At 66.8% G+C, this 15,541-nt stretch carries 14 protein-coding genes and 1 other RNA gene; 9 read left to right on the top strand and 6 right to left on the bottom strand.

What is annotated here, in order from left to right:
* The first annotated feature begins 2 nt into the window (after window positions 1–2).
* Window positions 3–812, top strand: coding sequence for a GntR family transcriptional regulator (locus tag AC1DN9_RS24950; RefSeq protein ID WP_478104490.1), 810 nt, complete (start codon window positions 3–5; stop codon window positions 810–812).
* Here the strand turns inward: AC1DN9_RS24950 and corA are convergent.
* Both corA and AC1DN9_RS24940 read right to left on the bottom strand, forming a co-directional pair.
* Window positions 782–1,756: a magnesium/cobalt transporter CorA gene (gene corA, locus AC1DN9_RS24945; RefSeq protein WP_478104489.1), complete on the bottom strand. Its 975-nt coding sequence runs from the start codon at window positions 1,754–1,756 to the stop codon at window positions 782–784. The genes AC1DN9_RS24950 and corA overlap by 31 nt on opposite strands.
* 67 nt (window positions 1,757–1,823) lie before the next feature.
* A complete protein-coding gene (locus AC1DN9_RS24940; RefSeq protein WP_478104488.1) occupies window positions 1,824–2,573 on the bottom strand; it encodes an SDR family oxidoreductase in 750 nt (249 codons plus the stop codon).
* Window positions 2,574–2,732: 159 nt separating this feature from the next.
* On the opposite strand from AC1DN9_RS24940, the gene AC1DN9_RS24935 reads away from it, so the two are divergent.
* Window positions 2,733–3,653 carry a LysR family transcriptional regulator gene (locus AC1DN9_RS24935; RefSeq protein ID WP_478104486.1) on the top strand — a complete coding sequence of 307 codons (921 nt, stop codon included), beginning with the start codon at window positions 2,733–2,735 and terminating at the stop codon, window positions 3,651–3,653.
* 11 nt (window positions 3,654–3,664) lie between these two features.
* Here the strand turns inward: AC1DN9_RS24935 and AC1DN9_RS24930 are convergent, their stop codons facing one another.
* The 3 genes from AC1DN9_RS24930 to AC1DN9_RS24920 form a co-directional block, all read right to left on the bottom strand.
* Window positions 3,665–4,459 (bottom strand): slipin family protein, encoded by a 795-nt coding sequence (locus tag AC1DN9_RS24930; RefSeq protein ID WP_478104485.1) that lies wholly within the window; start codon window positions 4,457–4,459, stop codon window positions 3,665–3,667.
* 2 nt (window positions 4,460–4,461) lie between these two features.
* A complete protein-coding gene (locus AC1DN9_RS24925; RefSeq protein WP_478104484.1) occupies window positions 4,462–5,850 on the bottom strand; it encodes an NfeD family protein in 1,389 nt (462 codons plus the stop codon).
* A gap of 92 nt (window positions 5,851–5,942) precedes the next feature.
* Complete coding sequence (locus tag AC1DN9_RS24920; protein ID WP_478104546.1) at window positions 5,943–6,905, bottom strand: Bug family tripartite tricarboxylate transporter substrate binding protein; 963 nt, start codon at window positions 6,903–6,905, stop codon at window positions 5,943–5,945.
* A 169-nt stretch (window positions 6,906–7,074) separates the two neighbouring features.
* On the opposite strand from AC1DN9_RS24920, the gene AC1DN9_RS24915 reads away from it, so the two are divergent.
* Together AC1DN9_RS24915 and AC1DN9_RS24910 are read left to right on the top strand one after the other, a co-directional pair.
* Window positions 7,075–8,733, top strand: coding sequence for an MBL fold metallo-hydrolase (locus AC1DN9_RS24915; protein ID WP_478104482.1), 1,659 nt, complete (start codon window positions 7,075–7,077; stop codon window positions 8,731–8,733).
* A gap of 10 nt (window positions 8,734–8,743) precedes the next feature.
* On the top strand, window positions 8,744–9,451 hold the full coding sequence (locus tag AC1DN9_RS24910) for an RNA pseudouridine synthase (protein ID WP_478104481.1): 708 nt from the start codon (window positions 8,744–8,746) through the stop codon (window positions 9,449–9,451).
* A gap of 135 nt (window positions 9,452–9,586) precedes the next feature.
* Here AC1DN9_RS24910 and rnpB read toward each other — a convergent pair.
* An RNA gene (gene rnpB / locus AC1DN9_RS24905) (RNase P RNA component class A) lies at window positions 9,587–9,924 on the bottom strand.
* A gap of 188 nt (window positions 9,925–10,112) precedes the next feature.
* Between rnpB and cysK the strand changes: the two genes are divergently transcribed.
* From cysK to AC1DN9_RS24880, 5 genes are all read left to right on the top strand, one after another.
* Window positions 10,113–11,033, top strand: a complete 921-nt coding sequence (gene cysK / locus AC1DN9_RS24900; protein ID WP_478104480.1) for a cysteine synthase A — start codon at window positions 10,113–10,115, stop codon at window positions 11,031–11,033.
* Window positions 11,034–11,061: 28 nt separating this feature from the next.
* The gene (locus AC1DN9_RS24895; protein ID WP_478104479.1) at window positions 11,062–11,748 is read left to right on the top strand and encodes a response regulator; all 687 of its coding nucleotides are present in this window, start codon (window positions 11,062–11,064) and stop codon (window positions 11,746–11,748) included.
* Window positions 11,741–13,264, top strand: coding sequence for a sensor histidine kinase (locus tag AC1DN9_RS24890; protein WP_478104477.1), 1,524 nt, complete (start codon window positions 11,741–11,743; stop codon window positions 13,262–13,264). The genes AC1DN9_RS24895 and AC1DN9_RS24890 overlap by 8 nt, the downstream gene beginning before the upstream one ends.
* 156 nt (window positions 13,265–13,420) lie before the next feature.
* Window positions 13,421–13,909 carry a tripartite tricarboxylate transporter TctB family protein gene (locus AC1DN9_RS24885; RefSeq protein ID WP_478104476.1) on the top strand — a complete coding sequence of 163 codons (489 nt, stop codon included), beginning with the start codon at window positions 13,421–13,423 and terminating at the stop codon, window positions 13,907–13,909.
* A 3-nt stretch (window positions 13,910–13,912) separates the two neighbouring features.
* Window positions 13,913–15,457: a tripartite tricarboxylate transporter permease gene (locus AC1DN9_RS24880; protein ID WP_478104475.1), complete on the top strand. Its 1,545-nt coding sequence runs from the start codon at window positions 13,913–13,915 to the stop codon at window positions 15,455–15,457.
* Window positions 15,458–15,541 lie beyond the last annotated feature (84 nt).

The following is a 15,541-nucleotide window of genomic DNA, read 5'->3' as shown; positions in this document are numbered from 1 at the left end:
CCATGCCCACGTCCGTCCGCCGCCGCACCACCGACCCCGCCACACCACCGAGTCCGGCGGAATCCGCCGACAACGCGAGCGACGACGCATCGACCACCGATGCGAGCGTGGACGAACGCGTCTACGCGGCGGTCTCGAAGGCGCTCCTCAGCGGGAAGCTCCGGCCTGGCACGCCGCTGCGCGAGCGCGCGCTGGCCGAAGCGCTCGGCTGCACGCGCGGCGCGATCCGCAAGGTGCTGGCACGGCTGGGCGCCGAAAAGAAGCTGGACCTCGAATACAACCGTGGCGCTTTCGTGCCGAACCCGTCGATCGACGACATGCGCGGCATCTACCGCGCGCGCCGCATCGTCGAGGCCGGCCTGATCACGACGCTGTTCGGCCAGCTGTCGCGCGAGCAGACCGCGGCGCTTCGCAAGCATGTCCTGGCCGAGCAGCGCGCCTTCAAGGAAGGACGGCGCGAGGACTCGATCCGGCTGGCGGGCGACTTCCATCTCCTGCTCGCGCAAATGGCGGGCAGCGACGAACTGCTCTCCTACATCCAGCGGCTGGTGTCCAACACCGAGCTCTACAAGGCCCTCTACGACTCAGTGGAAGCTGCAAGCTGCGCGCCGAGGGAGCACGAGGAAATCATCGAGGCGCTGACGGGTCCGTCGCTCGAAAGCGCCGTTTCCGCGGCCATGGCGCATCTCGACGAACTGGAGCAGCGCGTGATCGCCGGCGCCGCGGCGGAGCAGGAAGTCGATCTCGCGAGCCTTTTCGCCGAAGGCAACGCGGCGCCGCCTCAGACCCAGCCGGCGCGCCGGAAGCGGTAATACAGATAGCCGCAGAGCGCCACGATGACCACCAGCGCGGCCGGGTAGCCAAAGCGCCAATCCAGTTCCGGCATGTTCTTGAAGTTCATGCCCCAGATGCCCGCGAAGGACGTGCACACCGCGAAGATGGCTGCCCATGCGGCCAGGCGCTTGGTGACTTCGTTGTCCTCGATCGTGACCATCGACAGATTCACGCTGATCGCCGTCCCGATGGTGTCGCGGATGGCGTCGATGGACGCGTTGATGCGCCCCAGATGGTCGACCACGTCGCGAAAATACTCCTGCGAACCCATGCAGATCTGCGGCACGCGACCCCCATGCAGCTTGCCGACGCCTTCGAGCAGCGGCGCGACGGCATGCTTGAGAAGGGTGAGCCGCTGCTTCAGCTCATACAGGCGCCGGACGTTCTCGCGCGCCTCGCCCTTGGTGAAGATGCGCTGCTCGATGGTCTCCAGCTCGACCTCGAACGCATCGATGATCGGGAAGTAGCGGTCGACCACCGCATCCATCAGCGCATACAGCACAAAGCCCGGGCCGTTCCTCAACAGCTCGGGCTCGCGCTCGCAGCGCTCGCGCACTTCAACGAAACCGTGCTCGCTGCGGTTGCGCACCGAAACGACGTAATTGGTGCCGACGAAAACATCGACCTCCCCGACGTTCAGCTCCAACTTGTCGTGCTTATCGGGCTCCAGCAGGTGCATGACGACGAACAGCGAGCCTTCGTACTCCTCCACCTTCGGCCGCTGATGACCGTGCTGGGCGTCCTCGACCGCCAGCGGATGCAGGCCGAATTCGATCTGCACCTCGGCAAGTTCCTCGGGCGTGGCATCGTGCAATGCCACCCATACGAAGCAGCCCGGCAGCGACACGTACTCGCTGATGCTGGAGACGGGAATGTCGGCAAGCTTGATGCCGTTTTCGTAGACGACGCAATTGACCAGCATGCGATGGCACCGGATCGAGACAAAGACGGGGCATCTTGCCACGGCCCGATGCCACCGGGGGTGCCGATCAAAGCTGGCTCATGCCTCCGTCGACCACGATCTCGGTGCCCACGATGAAGGCGGACTCCGGCGCGGCGAGGTGAAGCACGGTGGCGGCGATTTCTTCCGGCGTGCCGAAGCGGCCGAGCGGAATCTGCGCCTGAATCTGCGCCGCGGTGGCTTCCAGCGTGGGGGCGTCCAGGCCGAGCTTGCCGTAGATCGGCGTCCGCACGGGGCCGGGACTGAGGACGTTGACGCGCGCGCCGCGCGGCAGCAGTTCGGCCGACAGCGTCTTGGCGAGCGAGATGACTGCCGCCTTGCTGGCCGCATAGACGGCCGTGCCGGGCATGCCGATGTGTGCGTTGATCGAGCCGTTGATCACGATCGACGCGCCCTGCGCGAGCAGCGGCGTCACGGCCTGGATCTGGAAGAACAGGCCCTTGACGTTGATGTTGAAGATGTCGTCCCAGAAGGCTTCCGTCACATCCGACAGGCCTGCGAATCTCGCGACGCCGGCGTTCAGGAAGACGGCGTCGAGCTTCAGGCCATGGCCGGCAATGGCGGCGGCCAGCTCCTTCGCCGCCGACGGCACCCCGGCGTCATTGCGAATGGCGATGGCCTTCGGCCCGAGTTCGGCTTGCGCCTTTTCGAGCGCCGCGGCGTCGCGGCCCGTGACGACGACGCGCGCGCCCTCCGCCACGAAGGCCTTGGCGGCGGCCAGGCCGATGCCGCTCGTGCCGCCGGTGATCAGTACTGTCTTGTCTTGAAAGCGTTCCATGATGTGCTCCATTGAGTTCCGGTGAAATGACCGTGACTGAATGGTCGGCTTCGGGCGCACTTTTGACGTGCCGGTTTCCGGTGCGGACATGTGCGAAAACTTCGAACGTCTTGGGCCGTCGTGGCATCATTTCGCCGAACTTGTTCGAAGGACTCGACGATGCTCTCAGACGACGAACTCGCGCTCCTGGAGGCCATTCGGGTGAGCGGAAGCCTATCGCGCGCCGCCGCGCGGCTCGGCAAGGCGCCTTCAACCGTTTCGCACGCAGCGCGCCAGCTCGAAGAGAAGTTCGATGCACTGCTGTTCGACCGGCGCCGCTACCGGTTGCAGCTGACGCCCGCCGGGCAGCTCCTTGCCCAGGAGGCCGCTCGGCTGGCAGTGGACGTGTCGCGGCTGTCGCAGCGGGTTCGGCAGGTCGCCAGCGGCTGGGAAGACCGCCTGTGGATCGTGACCGACGAGATCATCGAATTCGAAACGCTGCTCCCGGTGATCGGCGCGTTCGATGCGCTCGAATCGGGCGTTCCGCTGCGCGTGACGCACGAAGTCCTGCGAGGCACCTGGGAGGCCTTGCGCGACGGCCGTGCCGATATCGTCATCGGGGCGACGAACGAGCCGCCGTCGATCGAGGGGCTGCGCTGGTTCGAACTCGGCGTGATGGAGTGGGTCTTCGCCGTCTCGCCGCGTCATCCCCTCGCTTCGGCGAAAGAGCCGCTCGGCCGGGATACGGTCACCGGCCACCGTGCAGTGGTCGTCGCCGACTCATCGCGCACCACCGCGGGCAGCGCCTACGGCATCCATGGCGGCCAGCCCGTGTTGGCGGTGCCGACCATGCGCGCGAAGATTCTTGCGCAGCGCGAGGGCCTCGGCGTCGGCTGGTTGCCTCGCCAACGCGCCGGCGCCCTGCTCAAGCGCGGCGAACTGGTCGAAAAGCAGACCGCCGACCCGCGCGAGCCGAACATCCTCTACGTGGCCTGGCGCGGCGAGCACGAAGGCCGCGCGCTCGAATGGTGGCTGGAGCAGCTCCGGCAGCCCCGCCTGTCGAAGCGGCTGGTGCAGGGCCTGGACGCATTCGGCACCTGAACGACAAGCAGCTATGAACCAGACCCGCCGGGCGGCCCGGGCTTCCGGTCCAGCCACGTCATCAACGGCCCGATCAGTTCGAGTGGCAGCGGAAAGACGATGGTCGAATTCTTGTCGGCCGCGATCACAGTCAATGTTTCAAGGTAGCGCAACTGAATCGCCTGCGGCTGGCGACCCAGGATCTCGGCGGCCTCGGCCAGCTTGACGGAAGCTTGCAGTTCGCCCTCGGCATGGATCACCTTGGCCCGCCGCTCGCGCTCCGCCTCAGCCTGCCGGGCAATCGCGCGCACCATGTTGTCGTTCAGGTCCACGTGCTTGATCTCGACGTTGGTCACCTTGATGCCCCAGAGGAAGGTCTGCGCCTCCAGCGTCTTCTGGATGTCGAGGTTGAGGCGCTCGCGCTCCGCCAGCAGGTCGTCGAGTTCGTGCTTGCCGAGCACCGCGCGCAAGGTTGTCTGCGCCAACTGGCTGGTGGCCTCGAAGTACTTCTCGACCTGGATGATCGCCTTCTCGGGGTCGATGACGCGAAAGTAGAGCACCGCATTCACCTTCACCGACACGTTGTCGCGCGTGATCAGGTCCTGGCTGGGAATGTCGAGCACCATCACGCGAAGCCCCACCCGCACCATCTGCTGGACCCCGGGGATCAGGATCACCAGCCCCGGCCCCTTGACCTTCCAGAAGCGCCCGAGCTGGAACACCACGCCGCGCTCGTACTCGCGCAGGATGCGCAGCGACGCGGCCGCGAGCATCGCCACCAGCAGCACGATGAAGCCGATGAAAAAGAGGCTGAAGTTGATGAACATGGTCAGGCTCCGGCCGGGCTTTCCTTGTCCTCGGCGACCTGCAGCGCCAGGCCCTGCACGCGCGTGACGCGAATGCGCCGTCCGGGGCTCAGGCCCTCCGCGCCGCGCACCTTCCAGTAGTCGCCCTGGATCTGCGCCCAGCCCTCGCCGTCCGCGAACTCGATCAGTTCGCCCGTGGCGCCGACAAGCGTCGAGACACCGACCGCCAACGGCCGTCGTCGCGTTTTCGCCGCGATCCCGCCGACGACGAGGATGAACGCCGCGGACCCGAGCGCCAGCAGCCCCACCAGCCACAGCGGCACGCCGAAGCCCGGCACGTCGTTGTCGATCAAGAGCAGCGCGCCGACACAGAACGCCGCAATGCCGCCCACGCCCAGCACGCCGAAGGTCGGCAGGAAAGCCTCGGCGATGAGGAAGGCCACACCCAGGAAGATCAGCCCCAGCCCCGCGAGATTGATCGGCAGCATCTGCAGGCCGAAGAGCGCGACGATCAGGCTGATGGCGCCCACCACGCCAGGCAACACGAAGCCCGGGTTGGAGAACTCGAACAGCAGGCCATATACGCCGACCATCAGCAGGATCAGCGCCAGGCTGGGTTCGGTGATCACCGACAGCAGACGAGTGCGCCAGTCGGCGTCCACCACGAGCACTTCCGAACGCAGCGTGGCCAGGCGCACCTTGCCCTTGGCCGTTTGCACTTCGCGCCCGTTCACCTGCATCAGCAGGTCGGACACGTCCTGCGCGATCAGGGTGATGACGTTCTTCTCCAGGGCCTCCTGGGCCGACAGGCTCACCGATTCGCGCACCGCCTTTTCACCCCAATCCGCATTGCGCCCGCGCAGTTGCGCCAGGCTGCGGATGTAGGCCGACGCATCGGCAAGGCGCTTGGCGGTCATGGGATCGCCCGCGGCTTCTCCCTTGGCCGGCGACTCGGGCTTCGCGGTCGGCGCAGCCGGGGTCGGCATGCCGATGGCCACCGGCGTCGCGGCACCGAGATTGGAAGCGGGCGTCATGGCCGCGATATGGCTGGCGTAGAGGATGTAGGTGCCGGCACTGGCGGCGCGGGCGCCATTGGGCGCGACAAAGCTTGCGACCGGAACCGGTGACGCGAGGATGTCCTTGATGATGTCGCGCATCGAGGCGTCCAGCCCGCCGGGCGTGTCGATCTGGATCACCACCAGCCGCGCGTTTTCTTTTTCGGCGAGCTTGAGTCCGCGGTGGATGTAGTCGACCGTCGCCGGGCCGATCGCGCCATCGAGTTCCATCAGGACCACCGTCCCGGCATTCGCCGTGGCGGGCGAGGCGTCGTCGGGCACGGCTTGGGCATTGGCCGCTCCCACCACAAGGGCGAGGAGGATCCATACCGTCAACCATGCTCTGGCGGACCTCATCGTCCGATTCTAGGGAGCGCGGAGGACGCTGTCACATTGCGTCGCAGCAGATACCTCCCCGCCCTGTCCCCGTAGGGACGAGCCCGGCCAACTCAGTCGATGTGGATGTTGGCCGCCTTGGTGACCTCGGCCCACTTCACGCGGTTGGCGTGAACGGTCTGCTTGAACTGCGCGGGCGACTCGATGCGGATGGTGTTGCCCTGGTTCTCGAACTTTTCGCGGATCTCGGGCTGTTCGAGCACGGACTGGATGGCGGCATTGAGTTTCTCCACGATGCGCGGGTCGGTGCCCTTTGGCGCGAAGACGCCGAACCAGATCGAGCTGTCGAAGTCCTGGGTGCCGGGCAGTCCGCTCGACGCGATGGTCGGCACCTCCTTGATGGCCGCGACGGGCTTCGCGGTGGTGACCCCCAGCAACCGCACCTTGCCGGCCTTGTACTGCGGCAGCACGGTCTGCACCTGGTTCATGATGCAGCAGGTCTCGCCGCGCACAACCGAGGTGATCGCCTCGGGGCCGCCCTTGTAAGGCACATGCACCATGCTCAGGCCGAGCCGCGAATTGAACTCGGCAAAGGCCATGTGCGTGCCGGCGCCGTTGCCGGTGGACGCGTAGTTGTACTTGCCGGGGTTCGCCTTCACCACGTCGACGAACTCCTTGAGCGTCTTCACGTTGATCACATCAGGATTGATCGTGAGCACGTTCGACACGTCGAGCACCGGCGCCACCGGGACGAAGTCGGCCTCGACGTCGAAGGGCAGCTTCTTGTAGAGCGCTGCGTTGCTGCCGTGCGTGGCAGCGGTGCCGAAGGCCAGCGTGTAGCCGTCGGGCTTGGCATGCGCGACGTATTCGCTGGCGATGTTGCCGGCTGCGCCCGACTTGTAGTCGATCACCACCGTCTGGCCGAGCTTGCGCTGCAGCGGCTCCTGGATGATGCGCGCGACGACGTCGACGCCCGAGCCGGCAGGGAAGCCCATGATCAGCGTGACGGGTTGCTGCGGCCAGTCGGCTTGCGCAAAGGCCGGTGTGGCGGCGCACAGGGCAAGTGTCGAGAGCATCAGGAGACGACGTGCGCGTCCGGTGAAAGATTCGGTCATGAAGGCTTTTTCGTGACAAGTGAGGAAGGGCGGAATTGTGGCGTCTTGCTCATGAAGAATCGCACAGAAGCTTATGCCCCCCGAAACAGCGCCGCACGCGCCGGCGGGCTTCTCCCGATAATCCCGGATCATGGTCCGTCCTACCCAACTGCTTCATCCCCAACGCGAACCGGCTCCGCTGCGCGCCGCCGCCACCGTGCTCCTGCTGCGCGATACACCGGGAGGCATCGAGGTGCTGATGACCCGGCGCTCCGCGACCGCGAGCTTCGCGCCGGGCGCCTACGTCTTCCCGGGAGGACGCATCGACGAAAGCGACACCACCGCCCGCCCCATCGCAACGCGCCGGCGCACCCAGAGCCGCACGCAACTCACGCAGGCCATCGCCGCCGTCCGCGAAAGCTTCGAGGAACTGGGCGTTTTGCTCGCCCATCACCCCGACGGCCGGCCGGTGAGCGCCGAAGAAGTCGCGTCGATGGATCGCAGCACGGCCACGACGACCGTCGCGTTCGCGGACCAGTGCGCCGAACGCGGCCTGCTGCTGTCCACCGACCGCGTCTATACCTTCGCTCACTGGATCACCGATCGCGACCTGCCCAAGCGCTTCGATGTGCCCTTCCTGGTGGCGCGGATGCCCGAGGGCCAGACACCCACGGCTGACGAGACCGAGCAGTTCGAGCCCTGCTGGGTGCGTCCCGAAGACGCACTCGCACGCCACGCGGCGGGCAGTTTCTTCATGATCTTCCCGACGCTGCGCACGCTCGAAAGACTCGCCGCCTACAAGACGGTGGACGCCGTGATCTACGCCTGCGCCAACCGCCACGGCGGCGAGGGCCCGCTATGGACCAGTTGCCCGCGCGCCGGAATGCTCAAGGGACAAGAGGCGCGCTACATGGAGACCGATTCGCCCTTCGGCGAACTCGCGATGGTCAGCCCCGACGGCCAACTCGTGCATGCGCTCGACTGGCAAAGCGAGCACCCTGTGCCGCTTCTGAAGAACGTGCAGCGCCTGACCGCGCCCAACCCGAGCGCCATGACCGGCCCCGGCACCAACACCTACATCGTGGGCGATACCGCGACCGGCTACATCGTGATCGACCCGGGACCGAACGACTTCGACCACATCGGCCGCCTCTGGCGCGCGACGCACGGCGACATCCGCATGATCGTCTGCACGCATTCGCACGCAGACCATTCGCCCGGCGCCCTGCCGCTGCAGAAGCTGTGCAAGACCGCTCCGCCCATCCTCGGATTGGCCTCGGCGCCCACGGCGCGGGCCACGGCCCGCTTCACGCCCGACCGCGTGCTCAAGGACGGGGAGCACATCGTGCTGACCTCGGCGGCCCACACCCACACGCTGCGCGCCATCCACACGCCGGGCCACGCGGCCAACCACGTCTGCCTGGTGCTTGAAGAAGACGGCCTGCTGTTCTCCGGCGACCACGTGCTGAACGGCAGCACGACCGTGATCGACCCCCCCGACGGCAACATGAACGCCTACCTCGCATCGCTCGACAAGCTCGACGCCGCGTGCGCCGAAGGCGGACTCTCATTCATCCTGCCCGCCCACGGCTACGTGCTGGGCGAAGCGCGCGCGGCCCTGGCCTACCTGAAGGCACACCGCCTCAAGCGCGAAGCCAAGATCGCGGCCGCCATGCGCAGGCTTCCCCAGGGCACGCCGGAGGACTGGTTGCCGATCGCCTACGACGACGTGCCACAGCGCATGTGGCCCGTGGCCGCACGCTCGCTGGCCGCGCACGTCGAGCGCATCCGGCACACGGCGAAGGAATGAGGATGCCCACGTGACCGACGCCGAAGACGGCATACGCCTGGCCAAGCGCGTCGCCGCGCTCGCCGGCTGCTCGCGGCGCGAAGCCGAACTCCTGATCGAGAACGGCGCCGTGCGCGTCGACGGCGAACCCGCGCTCCTGCCGCAGTCGCGCGTGCATGCGCACCAGCACGTCGAAATAGAAGCCGGCGCGCGCCCCGAGCCGGTAGTCCCTGTGACCCTTCTCCTGCACAAGCCCGCCGGCATGGCGACCGACCACGCGCACCGCCTGCTGGTGGCCGCCAACCACCAGGAACCCGAACGCGCCGGCCTGCGCTTCCTGCCACGCCACGTGGCCGCACAGCGTTGCATGACGGCCCTGGAGACCGGCGCAAGCGGCCTGCTCGTCTATACCCAGGAATGGCGCATCGAGCGCAAGTTGCAGGAAGACGCCGGAATCCTGGAGCATGAAGTGATGGTCGACGTAGCGGGCCCCGTTGGCCCCGAGACGCTGGGGCGCTTCGAACGCACGCCCGCCCGCGTCAGCGTCAGCCAGCAAGCCGAAGGCCACACCGGCCTGCGCTTCGCCCTCAAGGGTGCCCGCCCAGGCCAGATCGCGCACCTGTGCGACGAAGCGGGCCTGCAAATCCTCTCCATGAAGCGCATCCGCATCGGCCGCGTACCCCTGGCAGGCCTGCTGCCAAACCAGTGGCGCTACCTCTCCCCCCAAGAACGCTTCTGAACGAGGGCCGGCGAAGCCCGGCCAGTTCGTGAAACACCGCGGAACCGGCTTTGCCGGGCCGCCGGTGTTGCCCCCGGTAGGGGGTGGGCGCCCGGACACGAAGTGCCGGGCAACCTGGGGGCGAGCCAAATGAAAATGTGAAGCACACCTATAAGCCGGATTCTGTGCACTGAAGTCCCTTCCGGGCGCTTCAGCGTGACCGCCATTACTCTGGGCCGTTTGTCGCCAAACGGCTCGGTGCCACCTACCCGCCAGCTCTGCGGAACCACATCGACGCTGGCCTACTTGGTGTTGCTGCGCGCAGAGATTGCCCGTTTCACCCGGCCTGGGTTGCCCCCGGCCGACTCGTCTCTGTTGCTCTGATCCTCACCTCGCGGTGGGGAGCCGTTAGCTCCTGCGCTGTCCTGTGCAGTCCGGACGTTCCTCCAGTGCGCTCTTTCGAGACTTGCACCAGCGGCGGTCCAGCGTGCTTCACCTGGCGATTATCGCCACAATGGCGCTCCGATTCATTCATTGGCCCGGTACCAGTCCACCGCTCTTCGCAAGCACGCCAAATCCAGAAATACCGCGGAACCGGCTTCGCCGGGCCGCCGGTATTGCCCCCGGCAGGGGGTCGGCGAAGCGACACGAAGTGCGCGAAGCCTGGGGGCGAGCAACGATCATGAGAGCTGACAACATCCTGCAAACCATCGGCAACACGCCGCACATCCGCATCCAGCGCCTGTTCGGCCACGCCACGCAACAGGTCTGGATCAAATCGGAACGCGCCAACCCCGCCGGCTCCATCAAGGACCGCATCGCGCTGTCGATGGTCGAGGATGCCGAACGCTCCGGCGCGCTCAAGCCCGGCGGCACCATCGTCGAGCCGACCTCGGGCAACACCGGCATCGGCCTCGCGATGGTGGCGGCCGTCAAGGGCTACAAGCTGATCCTGGTCATGCCAGACAGCATGTCCGTCGAGCGCCGCCGGCTCATGCTGGCCTACGGCGCGAGCTTCGATCTCACGCCGCGCGAAAAGGGCATGAAGGGCTCCATCGCCCGTGCGGAAGAGATCGTCGCCGGCACGCCCGGCGCATGGATGCCGCAGCAGTTCAACAATCCGGCGAACGTGGAGGTTCATGAACGCACCACGGCCCGGGAAATCGCGGACGACTTCCCCGAAGGCATCGACGTGCTGATCACCGGCGTGGGCACCGGCGGGCACATCACCGGTTGCGCCAGGATCCTCAAGCAGAAGTGGCCGAAGCTCAAGGTCTTCGCGGTGGAACCGGTGGCCTCGCCGGTGATTTCCGGCGGACAGCCCTCGCCCCACCCCATCCAGGGCATCGGCGCGGGCTTCATCCCCAAGAACCTCGACACCTCGCTGCTCGACGGCGTGCTCCAGGTCGATGCCGAACCCGCGCGCGAGATGGCGCGGCGCTGCGCGCAAGAGGAAGGCATCCTCGTCGGCATCTCTTCCGGCGCGACACTGACCGCCATCGCGCAGAAGCTGCCCTCGCTGCCGCCGAATGCGGTGGTGCTGGGCTTCAACTACGACACCGGCGAGCGCTACTTGTCGGTCGACGGATTCCTGCCCGCGTGAGCAGGGACAACCAAGACACCACGCCTGCATGCGCATCCTGCTGGTAGAAGACGAAGCCGAACTCGCCGCGTGGCTGGTGCGCGCCCTGAAGCAAAGCGGCTTCGTCACCGACCATGCGCCCGATGCGCGCACGGCCGAGGCCCTGCTGGCCGGCAACGAATACGACGCCGTCGTGCTCGACCTTCGCCTGCCCGACAAGCACGGCCTGACGCTGCTCTCCACCATGCGCGACGAAGGCGACCGCACGCCGGTGCTGGTGCTGACGGCCGAAGGCTCGCTGCAGGACCGGGTGCGGGGCCTGCATCTGGGCGCAGACGATTTCCTCAGCAAACCCTTCGCGGTCGAAGAAGTGGAAGCGCGTCTCACGGCGCTGGTGCGGCGCAGCCGCGGCACGCAGCATCCGCGCATGCACTGCGGCTCGCTGACCTACGACAGCGAAAGCCACGCCTTCATGCTCCAAGGCAACCTGCTGGCGCTCACGCCGCGGGAGCACGCGGCCCTCACCGCGCTGTTGCTGCGCAGCGGCTCGCCGGTCGGCAAGCAGCGCCTCTCGGGCAAGGTGTTCCCCCACGACAGCGAGGTCGGCCCGGCGGCGATCGAACTGGTGCTGCACCGGCTGCGCCGCAAGCTGGCAGACAGCGACGTGCGCATCACCACCGTGCGCGGCCTCGGCTACATGCTGGAAGACGTCTCCGCGGTCTCTGACGATGGCTGAGTCCCGCCGCATCGGCATCCGGACGCTGCTGCTCGCGATGCTGCTGCCGGTGATCGTCGCACTGCTGGCGATCGATACGTGGATCGACTACCGCACCGTTTCGCGGGTCGTCGTGGACGCCTACGACCAGACACTCATCGAACCGGTCGAAGCACTGAACGACAGCATTGCGATCGGTGACGACCTGAAGCCGCGTGTCGATGCCGCGTTTTCGGTGCAGTCGATGTTCGAATCGACCCGGTCGATCCACAAGCATCTGCACGTGGGCTACACGCCACTGTCGAGCAAGGGCGGCGGCAATACGGCGCCTGCCGAGGAGACGCTGGTGGGCGTCTCCGATCTCCCGCCCCCGCCACCCGGCCTGGACGACATTCCGCAGTTCTACGACGCGACCTACCGCGGCTATCCGGTTCGCATCGCGGCGATACGCCGCACCGTCCGCATCGACGAAACCGAGGGATACCGCGTGCTCAGCCAGGCTGCGGAAAGCACGGGCTTCCGCCAGCAGGCGCTGGCGGATTCATGGCACCAGGCGATGTGGAACGACGTGCGGGTCGTGGCCGTGATGGTCGTGCTGGTGTGGCTGGGCGTGGCGCTCTCGCTGCGGCCACTGGAGCGCCTGCGCCGGTCCCTCGCGACACGCGCGCCGGGCGACCTCCAGCCGCTCGACGCGCGCGACGTGCCTTACGAAGTCGCACCGCTGGTCGAGGCGGTGAACCACCACATCGCCAACCAGGGGGACCTGCTGGCCAAGCAATCGCGCTTTCTCGCCGATGCGTCGCATCAACTGCGCACGCCGCTCGCCATCATGCTGACGCAGGCCGGCTATGCGCTGCGCGAACGCGATCCCGAAACCACGCGCGAGACGTTGCGCGCCATCGTTGCCCAGCTGGTGCGCGCCCGTCGCCTGAGCGAGCAGCTGCTGGCCCTCGCCCACGCGAGCGAGGCCGCATCCGACGCCGGCCCCATGCCCATCGCCGATCTCAACGCCGTGGCCAGGGAGGTCGTGCTGCAGCACCTGCCGCTCGCGCACGAGAAGAACCAGGATCTCGGCTGGATCGACGCACGCGGGGATGCCGTTTCCGAAGACGCGGACCACGAACCCGACGAGAGCGGCGCTGTCCAGCCACCGGTCGCGCCGGTCGCCGCGAACGCTGCCGAGCTGCACGAGGCGCTGTCGAACCTGGTGCACAACGCGATCAAGTACACGCCCGCTCGCGGCCATGTCAACGTGGCGGTTCGTTTCGACGGCGACTGGGTCGAAGCCGAGGTCTGCGACACCGGCCCCGGCATTCCCGAGAGCCGGCGCGCCGCGGCTTTCGAACGCTTCCAGCGCTCGGATACGGCCGGTCCCGAAGAGCGCCGCGGCGCCGGCCTGGGGCTCGCCATCGCACACGCCTATGCGCAACGCAACGGCGGCGAAATCACGCTCGGCGATGCCCCCTCGCTCGATGGTCTGCCGGGTGGATTGCGTGCCGTACTGAAGTTACCGTGTGCGGTTCAACCCGATAAGTGATAACACGTATTTTGAAGAGGCCGCCTCGCACTGAAAGCAGATTGGAAGCCTTGATTCCTAGACTGCCGTTCGCTCAGCGTGCACACCGCATGCGACAAAGGAGACAAACATGCAGTGCCAACGCAGGCATACGGGCCACAGGCTCGGGGGGCAGCAATGAAGCCTCTCACATCGAAGGTCAAGAAGGACTACTACGGCGGCGCCTTGATGGTGTTCGTCGGGCTCATCGCGGTCTACGCGGGGCTTGATTACCGGACCGGCACGCCGGCCCGCATGGGCCCCGGCTTCTTTCCGGTCGCCATCGGCGCGTTGCTGGCCATCACCGGCCTGCTGATCGCGATCACCGCCCGGTCCGACAGCGGCAGTTCCTCCAAGATCGCCGTCGGCCATGGCCATGGAGCGGGCCTTCCCGACCTGCGCGGCGGCATCTGCATCATCCTGAGCGTGCTGGCCTTCCTGCTGGTGGGCGTGTATGGCGGGCTGGTCCCGGCGACTTTCGCCATCGTCTTCATCTCGGCGCTGGGCGATCGCACGAACACCATCACGCAGGCCATCCTGCTGGCGCTGTCGATGTGCATCGTCGCGGTGATCGTGTTCTGGTGGGCGCTGCGCTTGCAGCTTCCGCTCTTCCAGTGGGGGATGTAAATCATGATGCAGTCTCTCCATGATCTCTGGTTCGGGTTCGGCGTCGCCTTCCAGGGCACGAACCTGATGTGGTCGTTCTTCGGCGTGCTGGTCGGCAATCTGATCGGCGTGCTGCCCGGCATGGGGGCGCTGTCGGCGATCTCGATCCTGCTGCCGCTGACCTACGCGATGCACCCGGTTCCGGCCATCCTGATGCTGGCCGGCATCTTCTACGGCTCGCAATACGGCGGCGCCATCGGCGCCATCCTGCTGAACCTGCCCTCCCATCCGCCGCACGCAGTGACCTGTCTCGACGGCTATCCGATGACGCGGGCAGGCAAGGGCGGGACGGCGCTCGGCATCACGATGATCGCGTCCTTCTTCGCGGCGTCGGTGGGCATCCTGGTGATGATCTTCGCGTCGCCGCTGCTGGTGGCCGTGGCCTTCAAGTTCGGACCGACCGAGATCTTCTCGATCATGCTGCTGGGCCTGCTGGCGGGTTCCACCATGTCGCGCGGCTCGCCGCTGAAGGGCGTCGCCATGACGCTGTTCGGCCTGCTCTGCGGCGTGGTCGGCACTGACGTGAACTCCGGCAGCTTCCGCTTCTCGTTCGGCATTCCCGAACTCAGCGACGGCCTGGAACTCGTGGCGATCGCAATGGGCCTGTTCGGCGTGGCCGACTTCCTGCTGAACGTGAACCGCATGACGGTCATCAGCGCCAACACCACGCTGCGCATGCGCGACATGCGGCCGAGCCTGGCCGAGCTGAAGGAAGCCTTCTGGCCGATGGTCCGCGGCACGATGGTGGGTACCGTCTTCGGCGCTATGCCCGGCACCGGCCCGACGATCACCACCTTCATCGCCTATGCGCTCGAGCGCAAGGTGTCGAAGACGCCGGAGAAGTTCGGCACCGGCATGATCGCCGGCGTGGCCTCGCCCGAAGCTTCCTCGCACTCGAAGACGCAGGTCGACTTCATCCCGACGATGAGCCTGGGCATTCCGGGCGACGCGGTGATGGCGCTGATCCTCGGCGCACTGATGATCCAGGGCATCGCCCCCGGACCGCAGCTCATCACCGAGCATCCGGACATCTTCTGGGGCCTGATCGCCAGCTTCTGGATCGGCAACGTGCTGCTGATCATCCTGAACGTGCCGATGATCGGCGTGTGGGTCAAGATGCTGCAGGTGCCCTACCGCTACCTGTTCCCGTCGGCGATGTTCTTCATCGCGGTGGGCGTCTTCAGCACGCAGAACAGCCTGTTCCAGATCTGGGAAGTGCTGGCCTTCGGCGTCATCGGCGCGCTGCTGATCACGCTGGAGTTCTCCGTGGCGCCGATCATGCTGGGCTTCGTGCTCGGGCCGATGGTGGAAGAGAACTTCCGCCGCGCCATGCTGCTGTCCCGCGGCGACGTCGGCGTGTTCGTGCAGCGTCCCATCAGCGCCGCCTTCATCGCGCTGTCGGCCTTGCTGCTGATCGGCGTGACCTGGTCGAGCTTCCGTGGCCGTGCGCTCAAGCGCGTGGAGGCGGATGCCGATCGACTGGGTTCGGAAGCCGTTTCGGAAGCGTGATCGAAGTCTGATCGCACCATCCCCCGACCGAATGCCCTGCGGCGCAATATGCGCGCCGCAGGGCATTTTTCATTCAGTTCGGGG

The organism is Variovorax sp. 05L425, assembly GCF_056397705.1.
This window is presented reverse-complemented; position numbering and strand designations above follow the sequence as displayed.

Bases quoted from the DNA above. Each gene is read 5' to 3' on its own strand.
- AC1DN9_RS24950 (WP_478104490.1), top strand. From the start codon at position 3: ATGCCCACGTCCGTCCGCCGCCGCACCACCGACCCCGCCACACCACCG.
- corA (WP_478104489.1), bottom strand. From the start codon at position 1,756: ATGCTGGTCAATTGCGTCGTCTACGAAAACGGCATCAAGCTTGCCGAC.
- AC1DN9_RS24940 (WP_478104488.1), bottom strand. From the start codon at position 2,573: ATGGAACGCTTTCAAGACAAGACAGTACTGATCACCGGCGGCACGAGC.
- AC1DN9_RS24935 (WP_478104486.1), top strand. From the start codon at position 2,733: ATGCTCTCAGACGACGAACTCGCGCTCCTGGAGGCCATTCGGGTGAGC.
- AC1DN9_RS24930 (WP_478104485.1), bottom strand. From the start codon at position 4,459: ATGTTCATCAACTTCAGCCTCTTTTTCATCGGCTTCATCGTGCTGCTG.
- AC1DN9_RS24925 (WP_478104484.1), bottom strand. From the start codon at position 5,850: ATGAGGTCCGCCAGAGCATGGTTGACGGTATGGATCCTCCTCGCCCTT.
- AC1DN9_RS24920 (WP_478104546.1), bottom strand. From the start codon at position 6,905: ATGCTCTCGACACTTGCCCTGTGCGCCGCCACACCGGCCTTTGCGCAA.
- AC1DN9_RS24915 (WP_478104482.1), top strand. From the start codon at position 7,075: ATGGTCCGTCCTACCCAACTGCTTCATCCCCAACGCGAACCGGCTCCG.
- cysK (WP_478104480.1), top strand. From the start codon at position 10,113: ATGAGAGCTGACAACATCCTGCAAACCATCGGCAACACGCCGCACATC.
- AC1DN9_RS24895 (WP_478104479.1), top strand. From the start codon at position 11,062: ATGCGCATCCTGCTGGTAGAAGACGAAGCCGAACTCGCCGCGTGGCTG.
- AC1DN9_RS24890 (WP_478104477.1), top strand. From the start codon at position 11,741: ATGGCTGAGTCCCGCCGCATCGGCATCCGGACGCTGCTGCTCGCGATG.
- AC1DN9_RS24885 (WP_478104476.1), top strand. From the start codon at position 13,421: ATGAAGCCTCTCACATCGAAGGTCAAGAAGGACTACTACGGCGGCGCC.
- AC1DN9_RS24880 (WP_478104475.1), top strand. From the start codon at position 13,913: ATGATGCAGTCTCTCCATGATCTCTGGTTCGGGTTCGGCGTCGCCTTC.